We start from the raw sequence: 13,486 nt of genomic DNA, 5'->3' as shown, positions 1-13,486 counted from the left end.
TCCCCTCGCCCCGTCAGCGTTCCAGGGCCTGCCGCACCGCCGCCAGCAGGCGGTCGGGCTGCACCGGCTTCGGCAGGAAGGTCACGCCGGGGCCCAACTCGGCCACCCGCGGTTCCGCCTCGGCGGCATAGCCGGAAACCAGCACCACGCTCACGTCGGGCCTGTCCTCGCGCATCGCGCGCACGAGGTCAAGCCCGCCCATGCCGGGCATGACCATGTCGGAGACGACCACGTCGATCCCCTCCGCCTCCGCCCGCCACACGGCCAGGGCTTCCGCCCCGTCGGCGCAGGCGACCACTTCCATGCCGTGTTCTTCCAGCACCAGGCGCAAGTAGTCGCGCACCGGCTCCTCGTCCTCGGCCAGCAGGGCGGTGCCCCACAGGTCGACGACCGGCGTCGCGATCTCCGCCGCCACGGGCGCCACCGCTGCCTCCACCGCCGGCAGGTAGAGGCGGAACACCGCCCCCTGCCCCGGCCGGCCGTCCACCTCCAGCCCGCCGCCGGCGCGGGTGGCGAGGCCGTAGACCATGGGCAGGCCGAGGCCGGTGCCCTTGCCCTGCGCCTTGGTGGTGAAGAAGGGCTCGAAGATGCGGTCGACGATGTCGGGCGCGATGCCCGTGCCGCTGTCGGTCACTTCCACCACGGCGAAGCGGGTGCCGCGCAGGGACGGCAGGCGGTCGCGCAAGGGGGCGTCGACCGGCAGCTCGACGGCATCCACGCCGATGGTGAGGGTGCCGTGGCCGCGCCCCGTCTCGGCGATGGCGTCGCGGCCGTTGATGGCGAGGTTGACCACCGCCTGGGTGAAGCGCGCCGGATCCACCTCCACCCGCACCGCGGCGACGCGCGGCTCGATGGTCAACGTCACCGTCTCGCCCAGCACGGGGCGCAGGAAGCTCTTGAGCTGCCCGACCGTCTCGACCGCATCGAGCACCACCGCCTGATCCGATCCGCGGCGGCGGCTGAAGTCGAGCAGCTGGGCGGTCAGGGCGGCGGCGCGGTCGGAGGCCTTGACGATTTCCGCCAGGCAGGTGATGACGCGCTCGGCATCGTCCGGCGCCCGCTCGGCCATGCGGGCGAAGCCGCCGATGGCCGTCAGCATGTTGTTGAACTCGTGCGCGATGCCGCCGGCGAGCTGGCCGACGGCGTCCATCTTCTGCGCCTGCTGCAGGGCGAGTTCCGTCTGGCGACGGTCGGTGATGTCGGCCAGCACCACCAGGTCGGCGTCGCCGCCCTCGGCGTCGATGGGGTAGCGGCCGATCAGCATGTGACGGTCGGCGGCCCCGGCGCCGCGCCGGGTGTGCTCCACCATGGCCTCGACGCCGCCGGCCGCCGTCAGCGGCGGCTCGAAGCCCAGCAGGTCGGGCAAGGGGCGCCCGAGCGGCGAGACGGCCTCTCCTTCCGGCGGCGCCAGCAGGGCGCGGGCGGCGGCGTTGGCGAAGCGCACCTGGCCGGCGCGGGTCAGCAGGATGCCGTAGGGCGCCCGCTCCACCAGGTGCCGGTAGCGCGCCTCGCTGTCGCGCAGGGCGGCGAGCGCCCGCTGCCGTTCCAGTTCGGCGGCGGCGCGGGCGGCGAAGATGTCGAGCAGCGTTTCGGCGCTGGCCCGCGGCTCCATGCGCGTGCGCGACAGCACGGCGACCACGCCGATGGGCCGTCCATGCCCGCCGATCACCGCCCGCGCCCGGCACGAGATGGCGTCGAAGGCCGGCGCCGCAGCGCAGACCCCCGGCGCATCGTGCAGCACGTCGACGACGAGGCAGCGGCCGCGGGTGACGGCGTCGTGCAGGGCGCCGACCAGCGGCAGCGGCTTCAGCACGAAAGGCCGACCGTCGCGCACCGCCGCCACCGGCAGCAGGGCGTCGTCGGCCAGCTCGGCGATGAAGGCGCCGTCGGCGTCGAGCGCCCGCGCCAGACTGTCGGTCAGGGCGGCGAAGAAGTCGCTCGCCCCGGCGGCGCCCGCCGTCACCCCGGCCGCCAGCTCGGTCAGCACCGCCTCGTGGCGGCGGTGGTCGGTGACGTCGGTGACGGTGGCGACGCAGCCGCCGTGCGCCAGCGGCATGGGGGTGACCAGCACCTCCAGCCGGCGCCCGGCCACGTCGACCTCGCAGGTCTCGGCGCCGGCGGTGTCCTCGGCCGGCAGCAGAGACTGGCCGCCGAGCAGGGCGACCAGGCCGCGGCCCGGCAAGGCGTCCTCGGCGACGTCCATGAGGCGCGGGAAGACGCTGTTCCATGCCACCAACCGGCGGTCGGCGTCGAACACGGCGAGGCCCTGGGTGATGCTCTCCAGCGTCGTCTGCAGGCGGGCGCTCGATTCGGCCAGTTCCTGCTCGTGACGCTTCAGGGCGGTGATGTCCATCAGCACCTTCACCACGCCGCCGGCGCGGGTGGCGTGCTCGCTGATGCGGTACCAATGGCCGTCGGACAGACGGCAATCGACCGGCGCGCGATGGTCCAGGTGGCGCTCCAGGCGACGCTGCACCCAGGGTTCCAGGGGGCCTTCGGCGGGATCGTGGGCGCCGCGCGCCGCCGCCATGCGCAGCAGGGCGTCGAAGGTGATGCCGGGCTGCAGCGCATCGGCGAGCATGGGATAGGCGCGGCGGTAGCGGTCGTTGCACATGACCAGCCGACCGTCGCCGCCGAACAGCACGAAGCCTTCCGAGATGGAATCGACGGCGTCCACCAGATGGCGGTGCAGGACGGCGCTGTCCGCCACCTGCCGCTCCGCCTCCTCGGCCCGCGCCACCGCCGCCCGCGCCGTCGCCTGGGCCCGCAGCCCGGCCCGCACGACCAGCCCGAGGGCGCCCGCCGCCACGCCGCCCAGCACCGCCGCCGGCACCCCGAACCCCTGCGCCGCCGCACCGCCCCCCAGCACCGCCGCCACCGCCGCGGCGAGCGCCGACACCACGAGGCCGTGCGGCCGCAGGGTGGGTGCGGCCGCGGCGTCATCCTTCAGCGTCATGCTCTTTCCCCCTCGACCGCACCGACCGGCGGCCGAAGGGACAAGGTGACGTCCCCGGCGCAGGTCGGCAAGACCTTAGTAGGGGTGCGGTCGTATCGGAGGTATGCGGACGGCCCGCTGCCCGGGCCGTGGGAGGGTGTCCCCGGCAGGTCCCGGGCACGCCGTGGATGCCCGGCACGGAGGCACTCAGGGCGTGGCCGGGGCGCCTTCCTGACCGGCGGCCAGGGCTTCCAGGATGCGGATCTTGTCCAGGTCCTGCGACAGCACGCCGATGGCGCGCTCCAGCACCTGGACCGTCGCGAGGCAGGGAATGGTGTCGACGTGCTGGCGCATCTGCAGCAGCAGGTGCTCGTCGTGTTCGCGCAGGCGGCGCACGAGGCCGCACAGTTCGTCGCCGGCGAGCGCGCGCGGACGGACTTCGCCACCCAGCGGCACCTTGCCGCCGACCCGCCACCGTGCAACGGGAGCGGCCACGTCCTGTTCCATGGACACCACCTCGCGGCCGAGCACCGCTGCGATTTCCGCGAGCACGTCGGCACGGGCCGTTGCCATGTGGTTGAACTGCAGCTTCAGGCCGGGGTCGCCGACGGTACGCGCAGCCCCGGCGTAGAGCGCCCGGCCGGCCTCGCACGCGGTGAACAGGGGATCGAGGCAGGCCGTGGCGAGCGCTGTCATGGCAGGACGACCTTCGCGGGGATTGGATGACGGAAAAACAATCGCAACGGCGAAATGTTCCGTCGCGGGACTTTTGGCAAGCCCCCATTTCCGCCGCAGAGCCGCGGCCCTACGCCGGTGGCGCACGCCAAAGGCAGGGCAACCGTCGGTCGCGGGGGCACCTCATGCAAAGGTATATGACCCACAAGAACAATCCCCGACGCCCATGGGGCGCCGGGGAAAGGGCGAGGCCGGCGCGGCGTCAACGCCTGCCGCGCACCACGTGGGCGATGAGCGAGACGACCAGCAGCGCCAGGAAAATGAAGAACAGGATCTGCGCGATGCCGGCCGAGGCCGAGGCGATGCCGCCGAAGCCGAAGACGGCCGCCACGATGGCGACGACGAAGAAAATCAGAGCCCAGTAAAGCATGGTGACCTCCGGGGGGTCGTTAGTCCGTTGTGTTGCTTCATCAACGGCCCTGGGCCGACACCCGTTGCGGGCACCGGCGACATCCCCGCCTAGTCACGGTCCATGACTTTTCCGAGGACGAGGCCGACCAGGAAAGCGATCAGCACGCTGGTGATGGGGCGCTGCTCAATGCTCGCCTGCGCCTGCTCCAGGCCCGCCTGGGCGCGGCGCTGCACGTCGTCGGCGGTGGCGCGGGCGCGCTCGGCGGTGGCGTGGCCGCGCGCGCTGGTCAGGTCGCGCAGGCTTTCCGCCAAGGAGGCGAAGTCCTTGCGCAGCGCCTCCATGTCGCTCTTCAGGCGGTCGACGTCGCCCTCGGCTCGGACGCGGGCGGTGCCTTCCTGGGCACGGGCGGCGGCTTCGTTGACCTCGGCCATGATGGAACTCCTCCTGCTGGCGGGTTGTGCGACGGGCGACCTTTTCGCCTCGCCGGGGCAAACGCAGGAGCGGACCCTTCGGCTGCAATGCCTTGCGCCTGCGGCCCTTGACGCGGACCGCCGCCTTCCCGAACACTCGTGGACGAACGAACAAGAACGTCAACGACAAGACCAGCATTCGCCCGGGAGGCATTCCTTCATGCAGTTGAGTCTGGACGGCAAGGTGGCCCTGGTCACCGGCGCCTCCGGCGGCCTCGGCCGCCATTTCGCCGGCGTGCTCGCCCGCGCCGGAGCCACGGTGGTCCTGGCGGCGCGGCGGGTGGAGAAGCTGGAGGCCGCCGCCGCCGCGCTCGGCCCGCAGGGCCATGCGGTGGCGCTCGACGTCGCCGACCCGGTTTCGGTGGCCGAAGCCTTCGCCGCCGCCGAAGCCAAGGCCGGCGGGCCGGTGACGGTGGTGGTCAACAACGCCGGGATCGCCGACACCCGCGCCGCCCTCGACGTGACGCCCGACGACTGGGACCGCGTGCTCGACACCAACCTGACCGGCGCCTTCCTGGTCGCCCAGGCCGCCGCCCGGCGCATGACGGCGGCCGGCGTGCCCGGCAGCATCGTCAACATCGCCTCCATCGCCGGCCTGCGCCCGGCCGGGGCGGTCGCCGCCTATTGCGCCAGCAAGGCCGGGCTCGTCCACCTGACCAAGGCGCTGGCGCTGGAGTGGGCGCGCCACGGCATCCGCGTCAACGCGCTGTGCCCCGGCTACGTCGAGACCGACATCAACGCCGAGTTCTTCGCCACCGACGCCGGCAAGGCGCTCATCAAGCGCATCCCGCAGCGCCGCCTGGGCAAGCCGGAGGAGCTGGACGCCCCGCTCCTGCTGCTCGCCTGCGATGCCGCCAGCTACCTCACCGGGTCCGTGCTCGCCGTCGACGGCGGCCACCTGGTCAGCTCCCTCTGAAGGATATCCGCCCCATGGACTTCGCCCTGTCGCCCGAGATCGACGCGATCCGCCTGCGCATCCGCGCCTTCGTCGCCGACCACATCCTGCCGGTGGAGGCCGACCGCAGCGCCTACGACGAACACGACAACATCACCGAAGAGGCCTTGCAGGCCTTGCGCGCCAAGGCCCGCGCCGCCGGCCTGTGGGCGCTGCAGATGCCCGCCGAGCGCGGCGGCATGGGCCTGCCGGTGGTCGGCATGGCGGCGTGTTACGAGGAAATGAACCGCTCCATCTTCGGCCCCGTCGTGTTCAACTCCGCCGCCCCCGACGACGGCAACATGATCCTGCTGAACAAGGTGGGGACGGAGGCGCAGAAGGACCGCTGGCTGCAGCCCATCATCGACGGCACGGTGCGGTCGTCCTTCGTCATGACCGAGCCGGCGCCCGGCTCCGGCTCCGACCCCGCCGGCATGATGGCGACGCGGGCGGAGAAGAAGGGCGACCGCTGGGTCGTCCACGGCCGCAAGTGGTTCATCACCGGCGCCGGCGCGGCCGAGCACTTCATCCTCATCGCCCGCACCTCCGACGACCCGCGCAAGGGCCTGACCGCCTTCCTCTACCACCGCGACCAGCCCGGCTGGCGCATCGAGCGGCGCATCCCGATCATGGGGCCGGAGGAACACGGCGGCCATTGCGAACTGGTGTTCGACGGCCTGGAGATCCCGGAAGAGAACGTGCTGGTGAAGGTCGGCGACGGCCTGAAGGCGACGCAGATCCGCCTCGGCACCGCCCGCCTCACCCACTGCATGCGCTGGACCGGCCTCGCCAAGCGGTCGCTGGAAATCGCCCAGGACTATATCAGCGAGCGGCGCGCCTTCGGCTCGACGCTGGCCGAGCACGAGAGCGTGCAGACCATGATGGGCGACGCCGCCATGCAGATCGAGATCGGCCGCCTGCTCACCATGAAGGCCGCCTGGAAGCTCGACCAGGGCGACTTCGCCCGCAAGGAGGTGAGCATGGCCAAGGTGGTGGTGGCCGACGCCCTGCAGCAGGCGGTGGACACCGCCATCCAGCTCAACGGCGCGCGCGGCTATTCCAAGGACACGCCGCTGGAATGGATCTACCGCTACGCCCGTCAGGCCCGGCTGGTGGACGGCGCCAGCGAGGTCCACAAGATGGTGCTGTCCCGCGCGCTCGCGGCCGAGGGGCAGGACTTCTGGTCGTGGGGCGCCTGATGGAGGGCCGCAAGGAGGCCCTGGAAACCTGGCTCGCCGCCCGCATGGGCGCCGACCGGGTGAGCCTGACCGAGGTGCGCAAGCTTTCCGGCGGCGCCATCCAGGAGAACTGGGCGGTCGACGCCGAGGTGACGGGCGGACCCTTCGCCGGCGTGCAGGCCCTTGTGGTGCGCACCGATGCGCCCTCGGGCGTCGCCGTCAGCCACGGGCGGGCGCAGGAGTTCGCCCTGTTCAAGGCGGCCTTCGACGCCGGCGTGACAGTGCCCGAGCCACTGTGGCTGGAGGCCGAGGGCGCGGTGCTCGGCAAGCCGTTCTTCGCCATGCGCCGCATCGCCGGCGTCGCCGCCGGCCACAAGGTGGTGAAGGACGACGCCCTCGGCGGCGGGCGCGAGGTGCTGGTGGCGGCCCTGGGGCGGGAGCTGGCGCGCATCCACACCGTACGGCCGCCGCGCGACGACCTGGGCTTCCTCGCCATGCCCGAAGGCTCGCCGGCGCTCGCCTGGGTGGCGGAGTTCCGCGGCTGGCTCGACGGCCACCGGCGGGCGCACCCGGTGCTGGAATGGGGCCTGCGCTGGCTGGAGCGCCACGCCCCGCAGCGCGGCGACATCGTGCTGTCCCACAACGACTTCCGCACCGGCAACCTGATGGTGGACCGCGGCGGCGTCACCGGCGTGCTCGACTGGGAGTTCGCGTCCTGGGGCGACCCGCTGGCCGACGTGGGGTGGTTCTGCGCCCCCTGCTGGCGCTTCGGACAGCGGCAGAACGAGGCCGGCGGCATCGGCCCGCGCGAGGCCTTCTACCGCGGCTACGAAAGCGAATCGGGCCGGCCGCTCGACCGCACCCAGGTCTTCTATTGGGAGGTCATGGCGACCATGCGGTGGGCCATCATCGCCCTGCAGCAGGCGGAACGCCATGTCTGCGGCGGCGAGACCAATCTGGAACTGGCGCTGACGGCCCATGTGGTGCCGGAGCTGGAAATGGACATCCTCGACATGACGCGGGAGGACGGCTGATGCGCGACGACCCCCAGGCCGCCGATCTGCTGGAAACGGCGCTGGCCGTGCTCAAGGACCGCCTGCTGCCGCACCTGCCGGCCGACTGCCGCTACGACGCGCTGATGGTCGCCAACGCCATGGGCATCGCCGCCCGCCAGGTGCGCGCCGGCGCCCATCCCGAGGACGAGGCCCACGCCCGCCTGTCGGCCCTCTACACCGACAAGCGCGAGACGCTGGCCGAGCTGGAGTCGGCCCTGGCGGCCGACATACGCGCCGGGCGATTCGATCCGGGGGCGCCGGAGCGGGCGGCGGTGGTCGATCATCTGCGCGCCACCACCCTCGCCAAGCTGGCCGAGAGCAACCCCAAGGCCGCCAAAGGGCGCTGAAAACGCAGAAAGCCGGGCGCGATCGCTACCCGGCCTCCCGCACGACTGCCCGGCCCCACGCCCGACAGCCCATGTTCTCGTCTGTCCGTGCAGTTTAGACTCGTTCCGGACAGCGGCAAGGAGAAGTTGACTCCACGCGCCGGCTTTCCGCCACCGCCGCATGGAGCCATGCGTCCAGCGCAGAGCTCTTTGTCTCGCATTTCCTCATGTAGCGGTGCTAACGCAGACCGTTCCCGGATCTGCGCGCTTCGTCGCCGGGGTTCCCGGCCCGGCCGCGAAGCGTGTCCCGTCCCGCCAACCGAGGGGATGCCGTTTCCCATGTACGAAGACCGTATCAAGCCCCGCTCCCTGTGGAGCAAGGTGGTGACGCCCGAAGAGGCGGCCCTGCACATCCGCGACGGCATGACCGTCGGCATGTCTGGCTTCACCCGCGCCGGCGAGGCGAAGGCGGTGCCGCTGGCGCTGGCCGAGCGCGGCCGCCGCGAGCCACTGAAGATCACCCTGCTGACGGGCGCGAGCCTCGGCAACGACCTCGACAAGACGCTCGCCGAGGCCAACGTGCTGGCGCGCCGCCTGCCGTTCCAGTCCGACCCGGCGCTGCGCAAGCGCATCAATGCCGGCGAGGTGATGTTCGTCGACCAGCACCTGTCGGAAACGGTGGAGATGCTGCGCTCCCGCCAGTTGGGGCCGGTGGACGTCGCCATCGTGGAAGCGGTGATGATCAAGGAGGACGGCTCCATCGTCCCCACCACCTCGGTCGGCAACTCGGCGACCTTCGCCATGCTGGCGGAGAAGGTGATCGTCGAGATCAACCTGACCCTGTCGCCGGTCATGGAAGGCCTGCACGACATCTACATCCCGACGCGGCGGCCGTTCCGCGGCCCCATCCCCATCACCCGCCCCGACGACCGCGTCGGCGTGCCGTCCATCGCCATCGACCCGTCGCGGATCGCCGCCATCGTCATCACGGCCAAGGAGGACAGCTGCGCCGCCATCCAGCCGCCCGACGCCGAGACGAAGCTGATCGCCGGCCACCTGACCGAGTTCCTGACCAACGAGGTGCGCCGCGGCCGCCTGGGCTCGTCGCTGGCGCCCCTGCAGGCGGGCATCGGGTCCATCGCCAACGCGGTCCTGCACGGCTTCCTCGACACCGACTTCCACGACCTGACCATGTATTCCGAGGTGCTGCAGGACAGCACCTTCGACCTGTTCGACGCCGGCAAGATGGTCTTCGCCTCGGGCAGCTCCATCACCCTGTCGCCCGAGCGCCACGACCAGGTGCTGCACGACATCGGCCGCTACAAGAGCCGCCTCGTGCTGCGCCCGCAGGAGATTTCCAACCATCCCGAGGTCATCCGCCGCCTCGGCCTCATCGCCATCAACACGGCGCTGGAGGCCGACATCTACGGCAACGTCAACTCGACGCACGTCGCCGGCTCGCAGATGATGAACGGCATCGGCGGCTCGGGCGATTTCGCGCGCAACGCCTATCTGTCGGTCTTCGTGACCAAGTCGACGGCCAAGGGCGGCGCCATCAGCTCCATCGTGCCCTTCGCCACCCACGTCGACCACTGCGAGCACGACGTCGACCTGATCGTCACCGAACAGGGCCTCGCCGACCTGCGCGGGCTGGCGCCGCGCGAGCGGGCGGCGGTGGTGATCGACACCTGCGTCCACCCGGAGTACCGCGACCTCCTGCGCGACTACTACCGCGACGCCGAACGCACCGTCGGCGGCCAGACGCCCCACCGCCTGGACCGCGCCTTCGCGCTGCACCTCGCCTACCAGACCCACGGCGACATGCGCCGCGCCGCGGAGGTGCCGGAGGCGGCGGCGGAGTAGGCGGTCAGGGCCTGGGACGGATGTTGCGCACGTCGACTCCCACGGCGGATGCAACCCGCTCCCAGGCCGCATCCGTCGTCAGCGCCGGCAGCCCCCGCTGTCGGGCGAGCGCCAGACAGGCCCGGTCGCCGAGCGACAGCCCGGCGCCCCGGGTCGCTTGCCGCAGGGCCGCCGCCTCGACGGCTGTCTCGGTGTCGAGGTCGACCACCGTCGCGCCTACCGCTTCCGCCACGCGGGCCGCCACCGCCACGGGCACTCCGCGGTCCACGAGCTTCCCGAGGACTTCGCTCAGATTGACGGTGGAGAGCAGCGCGCCAGGCATGACCGCGGCAACGGCCTCGTAGCCCGGCTCCCGGTCGAGGAGGGCGAGCAGGGCCGACGCATCGAGCACGACGTCACTCATCGGCGGCAGCCCGGCGCCGCTCCGCCACCAACTCGCCGGCCAAGTCCTCGCCCTCCGGGACGTAGCGGCGCATCTCGGCCCACACTTCTTCGAGCACGGCGCGGTACGGGCGCATGACCACTTGCCCGTCCTCGACGTCGACGAGGAAGGCGCCGCCCTCCTGCATGCCGAGCCGGGCGCGGATCTGCGCCGGAACGACCATCCGACCGTTCTTCGCCATGGTCACGTGCTGGGACATGACTGTTCCTCCGGTGTGGCACAGCCGAAAATATGGCACTGCGCCGAAGGCACCGCAACGCCCCCTCCCGCATCCCCTTGTGGTGATCGCGGCCCCGACGGCCTATATTGCCTGCAACCGCAATGCAGGGGGCGGGAACCGCCATGTTGAAGATCCGTAAGCCGCGCGCCGTCATCGACCGCAAGGCCCTCGTCGGGCGGCTGGAGGACATCGCCACCGACGGGGCGCTGCTCGACCAGAAGAAGCGCCTGGCCGCCCTCGGGGCGCTGAAGGACGCCTACAAGCGCGGCCACGAGGAAGTGCGCCGCCGCTTCGAAGACGAGCACGGCCGCGGCGACCAGTGCGTGCGCGAGAACTGCTATCTGGTCGACCAGCTGGTCCTCACCCTGTTCGACTACACCGTCACCCACGTCTATCCGGCGCGCGTCAAGACCATGGGCGAGCACCTGGCGGTGCTGGCGGTCGGCGGCTACGGGCGGCGCGAATTGTCGCCGCAGTCGGACATCGACCTCCTGTTCCTGCTGCCCTACAAGACCACCCCCTACTCCGAGCAGGTGGTGGAGTACATGCTCTACATGCTGTGGGACATCGGGCTGAAGGTCGGCCACGCCACCCGCTCGGTGTCGGAGTGCATGCGCCAGGCGAAGGCCGACATCACCATCCGCACCGCCATGCTGGAGGCCCGCTATCTGGTCGGCCAGCGCGCCCTGTGGGACGAGTTCCAGAACCGCTACAAGGCCGAGATCATCGCCGGCACCGGCCTGCAGTTCGTCGAGCAGAAGCTGGCGGAGCGCGACCAGCGCCACGACCGCCTGGGCGATTCGCGCTACGTGCTCGAGCCCAACGTGAAGGAAGACAAGGGCGGCCTGCGCGACCTGCACACCCTGTACTGGATCGCCAAGTACCTCTACGGCGTCTCCGACATGCGGCAGCTGGCCGAGATGGAGGTCATCTCCGAGCAGGCGGCCACCACCTTCATCAAGGCGCAGACCTTCCTGTGGAGCGTGCGCTGTGCCCTGCACTACCTCACGGGGCGCACCGAAGACCGGCTCACCTTCGACATGCAGTCGGCGGTCGCCGAGAAGCTCGGCTATACCGACCGCGGCTCGGTGAAGGGCGTCGAGCGGTTCATGAAGCACTACTTCCTGGTCGCCAAGGACGTCGGCGACCTGACGCGCATCTTCTGCGCCGTGCTGGAGGAGCGCAACCGCCGCAAGCCCAAGGTCCGCATGCCGGCCGCCTTCCGCAAGCGCAACCTGGAAGGCTTCGTGGTGGAGGGCAGCCGCATCGCCGTCGCTCACGAAGGCGCCTTCGCCGAGGAACCGGTGCGCCTGCTGTCGCTGTTCCATGTGGCGCAGCGCCACGGCCTCGACATCCACCCCGACACCCTGCGGCAGGTCACCGAAACCCTGCAGCGGGTGAAGGGCCTGCGCAGCGACCCCGAGGCCAACCGCCTGTTCGTCGAGATGCTGTCCCACCCCAAGGACGCCGAGAACACCCTGCGCCGGCTGAACGAGTCGGGCGTCTTCGGCGCCTTCATCCCCGATTTCGCGCGCGTCGTGGCGCAGATGCAGTACGACATGTACCACGTCTACACCACCGACGAGCACACCATCCGCGCCATCGGCATCCTCAACCGCATCGAGCAGGGCAAGCTGGCGCACGAGCTGCCGCTGTCGACCCAGCTGATCCAGAAGGTGCAGTCGCGCCGGGCGCTCTATGTCTCCGTCATGCTGCACGACATCGCCAAGGGCCGCGGCGGCGACCATTCCGAGATCGGCGCCAAGATCGCACTGAAGCTCTGCCCGCGGCTCGGCCTGACGCCCGAGGAGACGGAAACCGTCTCATGGCTGGTGCTGCACCACCTGGACATGAGCCGTACCGCCTTCAAGCGCGACGTCGACGACCCCGACACCATCAAGGCCTTCGCCGGCCTGGTGCAGTCGCCGGAGCGCCTGAAGCTGCTCACGTTGCTCACCTGCGCCGACATCCGCGCCGTCGGGCCGCAGGTGTGGAACGGCTGGAAGGGCACGCTGCTGCGCGAGCTGTTCTACCGCACCGAGGACGCCCTGTCGGGCGGCCTGTCGGCCGGCTCGCGCGACGCCCGCGTCGCCCGCAAGAAGGAGGCCCTGGGCACCACCCTGGAAGCGACGGGCTGGACGCGCGCCGACATCGACGAGCACATGGCGCGCGGCTATCCGTCCTACTGGCTGACCTTCGACACCGTCACCCAGCAGCACCACGCGGAACTGGTGCGCAAGGCCGAGCGCGAGGGCCGGCTGCTCACGGTGGACAGCCGCGTCGACGAGATCCGCGGCGTCACCGACGTCACCATCTACGCCGCCGACCACCCGGGCCTGTTCTCCAAGCTGACGGGCGCCATGTCGCTGTCGGGCGTCAGCATCGTCGACGCCAAGATCATGACGCTGACCACCGGCATGGCGCTCGACACCTTCTCCATCCAGGAGACGGACGGCTCGCCGGTCACCCAGCCCGACAAACTGAAGCGCCTGGCCGATACCATCGAGAAGGCCCTGTCGGGCCGCATCTGGCTGGAGCGCGAGCTGGCCGCCAAGCCCTCCGGCCTGCCGAGCCGCACTCGCGTCTTCAAGGTGCCGCCGCGCGTGCTGGTCGACAACACCGCCAGCAAGACCTACACGGTGATCGAGGTGAACGGCCGCGACCGCCCCGGCTTCCTCTACGACGTCACCGCGGCGCTGACCCGCTGCGGGCTGCAGATCCACTCCGCCCAGGTCACCACCTACGGCGAGCGCGTGGTCGACGTGTTCTACGTCAAGGACGTGTTCGGCATGAAGGTGGAGCACGACGCCAAGCTGCGGCAGGTGCGCGAGACGCTGATGGAAACCCTGGAGGGCCGCAGCGCCCGCTCCACCGCCCCGCAGCGCAAGAAGACCGCCGCGGCGGAGTGATCGGCGGGAGCAAATGGCTCCTGCCTCCCCGCGGCCATGCTGGTAGCGTGGCGGTCCATTCCCAGGG

General features: G+C 71.2%; 12 protein-coding genes. 6 read left to right on the top strand and 6 right to left on the bottom strand.

What is annotated here, in order from left to right; translation table 11 throughout:
• Positions 1-13: 13 nt before the first annotated feature.
• The 4 genes from CRP50_RS21260 to CRP50_RS21245 all read right to left on the bottom strand — a co-directional run bounded on the left by CRP50_RS21260 (position 14) and on the right by CRP50_RS21245 (position 4,453).
• Positions 14-2,956, bottom strand: coding sequence for a PAS-domain containing protein (locus CRP50_RS21260; RefSeq protein WP_097281209.1), 2,943 nt, complete (start codon positions 2,954-2,956; stop codon positions 14-16).
• A 186-nt stretch (positions 2,957-3,142) separates the two neighbouring features.
• The gene (locus CRP50_RS21255; RefSeq protein ID WP_097281208.1) at positions 3,143-3,631 is read right to left on the bottom strand and encodes a hypothetical protein; all 489 of its coding nucleotides are present in this window, start codon (positions 3,629-3,631) and stop codon (positions 3,143-3,145) included.
• A gap of 241 nt (positions 3,632-3,872) precedes the next feature.
• Positions 3,873-4,040, bottom strand: coding sequence for a DUF1328 domain-containing protein (locus tag CRP50_RS21250; RefSeq protein ID WP_097281207.1), 168 nt, complete (start codon positions 4,038-4,040; stop codon positions 3,873-3,875).
• Positions 4,041-4,129: 89 nt separating this feature from the next.
• The gene (locus CRP50_RS21245; protein ID WP_097281206.1) at positions 4,130-4,453 is read right to left on the bottom strand and encodes a hypothetical protein; all 324 of its coding nucleotides are present in this window, start codon (positions 4,451-4,453) and stop codon (positions 4,130-4,132) included.
• 199 nt (positions 4,454-4,652) lie between these two features.
• Between CRP50_RS21245 and CRP50_RS21240 the strand changes: the two genes are divergently transcribed.
• The 5 genes from CRP50_RS21240 (at position 4,653) to CRP50_RS21220 (ending at position 9,848) form a co-directional block, all read left to right on the top strand.
• Positions 4,653-5,408, top strand: a complete 756-nt coding sequence (locus tag CRP50_RS21240; RefSeq protein ID WP_097281205.1) for a glucose 1-dehydrogenase — start codon at positions 4,653-4,655, stop codon at positions 5,406-5,408.
• A 14-nt stretch (positions 5,409-5,422) separates the two neighbouring features.
• Complete coding sequence (locus CRP50_RS21235; protein ID WP_097281204.1) at positions 5,423-6,625, top strand: acyl-CoA dehydrogenase family protein; 1,203 nt, start codon at positions 5,423-5,425, stop codon at positions 6,623-6,625.
• Positions 6,613-7,638, top strand: a complete 1,026-nt coding sequence (locus CRP50_RS21230; protein WP_245913602.1) for a phosphotransferase family protein — start codon at positions 6,613-6,615, stop codon at positions 7,636-7,638. The genes CRP50_RS21235 and CRP50_RS21230 overlap by 13 nt, the downstream gene beginning before the upstream one ends.
• Positions 7,638-8,006, top strand: coding sequence for a DUF6285 domain-containing protein (locus tag CRP50_RS21225; RefSeq protein ID WP_097281203.1), 369 nt, complete (start codon positions 7,638-7,640; stop codon positions 8,004-8,006). Before CRP50_RS21230 ends, CRP50_RS21225 begins: the two co-directional genes overlap by 1 nt.
• 318 nt (positions 8,007-8,324) lie before the next feature.
• The gene (locus tag CRP50_RS21220; RefSeq protein ID WP_097281202.1) at positions 8,325-9,848 is read left to right on the top strand and encodes an acetyl-CoA hydrolase/transferase family protein; all 1,524 of its coding nucleotides are present in this window, start codon (positions 8,325-8,327) and stop codon (positions 9,846-9,848) included.
• A 4-nt stretch (positions 9,849-9,852) separates the two neighbouring features.
• On the opposite strand, the gene CRP50_RS21215 is transcribed toward CRP50_RS21220, so the two are convergent.
• Positions 9,853-10,251, bottom strand: a complete 399-nt coding sequence (locus CRP50_RS21215; protein WP_097281201.1) for a type II toxin-antitoxin system VapC family toxin — start codon at positions 10,249-10,251, stop codon at positions 9,853-9,855.
• The gene (locus CRP50_RS21210; RefSeq protein WP_097281200.1) at positions 10,244-10,489 is read right to left on the bottom strand and encodes an AbrB/MazE/SpoVT family DNA-binding domain-containing protein; all 246 of its coding nucleotides are present in this window, start codon (positions 10,487-10,489) and stop codon (positions 10,244-10,246) included. The genes CRP50_RS21215 and CRP50_RS21210 overlap by 8 nt, the downstream gene beginning before the upstream one ends.
• Positions 10,490-10,632: 143 nt before the next feature.
• Here CRP50_RS21210 and CRP50_RS21205 point away from each other — a divergent pair, with 143 nt between their 5' ends.
• Positions 10,633-13,419, top strand: coding sequence for a [protein-PII] uridylyltransferase (locus CRP50_RS21205; RefSeq protein WP_097281199.1), 2,787 nt, complete (start codon positions 10,633-10,635; stop codon positions 13,417-13,419).
• Positions 13,420-13,486: the final 67 nt, after the last annotated feature.

Source organism: Caenispirillum bisanense, assembly GCF_900230255.1.
In the GTDB taxonomy this organism is placed as follows: Bacteria; Pseudomonadota; Alphaproteobacteria; order Rhodospirillales; family Rhodospirillaceae; genus Caenispirillum; species Caenispirillum bisanense_A.
Note: the sequence above shows the minus strand (reverse complement) of the source record. Positions and strands in the feature narration are given on the sequence as shown.

Coding starts and splice junctions, on each gene's coding strand:
- CRP50_RS21260 (WP_097281209.1), bottom strand. CDS start 2,956: ATGACGCTGAAGGATGACGCCGCGGCCGCACCCACCCTGCGGCCGCAC.
- CRP50_RS21255 (WP_097281208.1), bottom strand. CDS start 3,631: ATGACAGCGCTCGCCACGGCCTGCCTCGATCCCCTGTTCACCGCGTGC.
- CRP50_RS21250 (WP_097281207.1), bottom strand. CDS start 4,040: ATGCTTTACTGGGCTCTGATTTTCTTCGTCGTCGCCATCGTGGCGGCC.
- CRP50_RS21245 (WP_097281206.1), bottom strand. CDS start 4,453: ATGGCCGAGGTCAACGAAGCCGCCGCCCGTGCCCAGGAAGGCACCGCC.
- CRP50_RS21240 (WP_097281205.1), top strand. CDS start 4,653: ATGCAGTTGAGTCTGGACGGCAAGGTGGCCCTGGTCACCGGCGCCTCC.
- CRP50_RS21235 (WP_097281204.1), top strand. CDS start 5,423: ATGGACTTCGCCCTGTCGCCCGAGATCGACGCGATCCGCCTGCGCATC.
- CRP50_RS21225 (WP_097281203.1), top strand. CDS start 7,638: ATGCGCGACGACCCCCAGGCCGCCGATCTGCTGGAAACGGCGCTGGCC.
- CRP50_RS21220 (WP_097281202.1), top strand. CDS start 8,325: ATGTACGAAGACCGTATCAAGCCCCGCTCCCTGTGGAGCAAGGTGGTG.
- CRP50_RS21215 (WP_097281201.1), bottom strand. CDS start 10,251: ATGAGTGACGTCGTGCTCGATGCGTCGGCCCTGCTCGCCCTCCTCGAC.
- CRP50_RS21210 (WP_097281200.1), bottom strand. CDS start 10,489: ATGTCCCAGCACGTGACCATGGCGAAGAACGGTCGGATGGTCGTTCCG.
- CRP50_RS21205 (WP_097281199.1), top strand. CDS start 10,633: ATGTTGAAGATCCGTAAGCCGCGCGCCGTCATCGACCGCAAGGCCCTC.